A 1,379-nucleotide genomic window follows, 5' to 3' on the forward strand; every position below is an offset into this window, starting at 1 on the left:
CTGAAGTGATTGATCCCATGCTTCCAGGAAAAGCCACTAAGCTTCAGCTGATATTGAACCGTACCGCAAACCGACACAGGTGGGCAGGTTGAGAATACTAAGGCGCTTGAGAGAACTCGGGAGAAGGAACTCGGCAAATTGACACCGTAACTTCGGGAGAAGGTGTGCCCCGGTAGCGTGAAGGCCCTGCGGCTGGAGCGTGATGGGGTTGCAGTGAACTGGTGGCTGCGACTGTTTATCAAAAACACAGCACTCTGCTAACACGAAAGTGGACGTATAGGGTGTGACGCCTGCCCGGTGCTGGAAGATTAAATGATGGGGTGCAAGCTCTTGATTGAAGTCCCAGTAAACGGCGGCCGTAACTATAACGGTCCTAAGGTAGCGAAATTCCTTGTCGGGTAAGTTCCGACCCGCACGAATGGCGTAACGATGGCCACACTGTCTCCTCCCGAGACTCAGCGAAGTTGAAGTGTTTGTGAAGATGCAATCTCCCCGCTGCTAGACGGAAAGACCCCGTGAACCTTTACTGTAGCTTTGCATTGGACTTTGAACAGACTTGTGTAGGATAGGTGGGAGGCTAAGAAGTGGCGACGCTAGTTGTCATGGAGCCGTCCTTGAAATACCACCCTGGTGTGTTTGAGGTTCTAACCTGGGCCCATTAGCTGGGTCGGGGACCGTGCATGGTAGGCAGTTTGACTGGGGCGGTCTCCTCCCAAAGTGTAACGGAGGAGCTCGAAGGTTACCTAGGTACGGTCGGACATCGTACTGATAGTGTAATGGCAAAAGGTAGCTTAACTGCGAGACCGACAAGTCGAGCAGGTGCGAAAGCAGGACATAGTGATCCGGTGGTTCTGAATGGAAGGGCCATCGCTCAACGGATAAAAGGTACTCCGGGGATAACAGGCTGATTCCGCCCAAGAGTTCACATCGACGGCGGAGTTTGGCACCTCGATGTCGGCTCATCACATCCTGGGGCTGTAGCCGGTCCCAAGGGTATGGCTGTTCGCCATTTAAAGTGGTACGTGAGCTGGGTTCAAAACGTCGTGAGACAGTTTGGTCCCTATCTGCAGTGGGCGTTGGAAGTTTGAGGGGGGCTGCTCCTAGTACGAGAGGACCGGAGTGGACTGACCTCTGGTGTACCGGTTGTCACGCCAGTGGCATTGCCGGGTAGCTAAGTCGGGAATAGATAAGCGCTGAAAGCATCTAAGTGCGAAACTAGCCTCAAGATGAGACTTCCCTGGGCCTTTAAGGCCCCTAAAGGATCGTTCGAGACCAGGACGTTGATAGGTCGGGTGTGGAAGCGCAGTAATGCGTTAAGCTAACCGATACTAATAGCCCGTGCGGCTTGATCCTATAACCTGAGACGCGTGAACGACGCG

The 1,379-nt window shown here is 53.6% G+C and carries 1 rRNA gene; it reads left to right on the forward strand.

Annotated elements, in window-relative coordinates:
• Window positions 1-1,353: ribosomal RNA gene (locus C515_RS0116425) — 23S ribosomal RNA — on the forward strand; the annotation flags it as partial.
• Window positions 1,354-1,379: the final 26 nt, after the last annotated feature.

The organism is Chitinilyticum litopenaei DSM 21440 (genome assembly GCF_000428145.1).
Lineage (GTDB): Bacteria > Pseudomonadota > Gammaproteobacteria > Burkholderiales > Chitinibacteraceae > Chitinilyticum > Chitinilyticum litopenaei.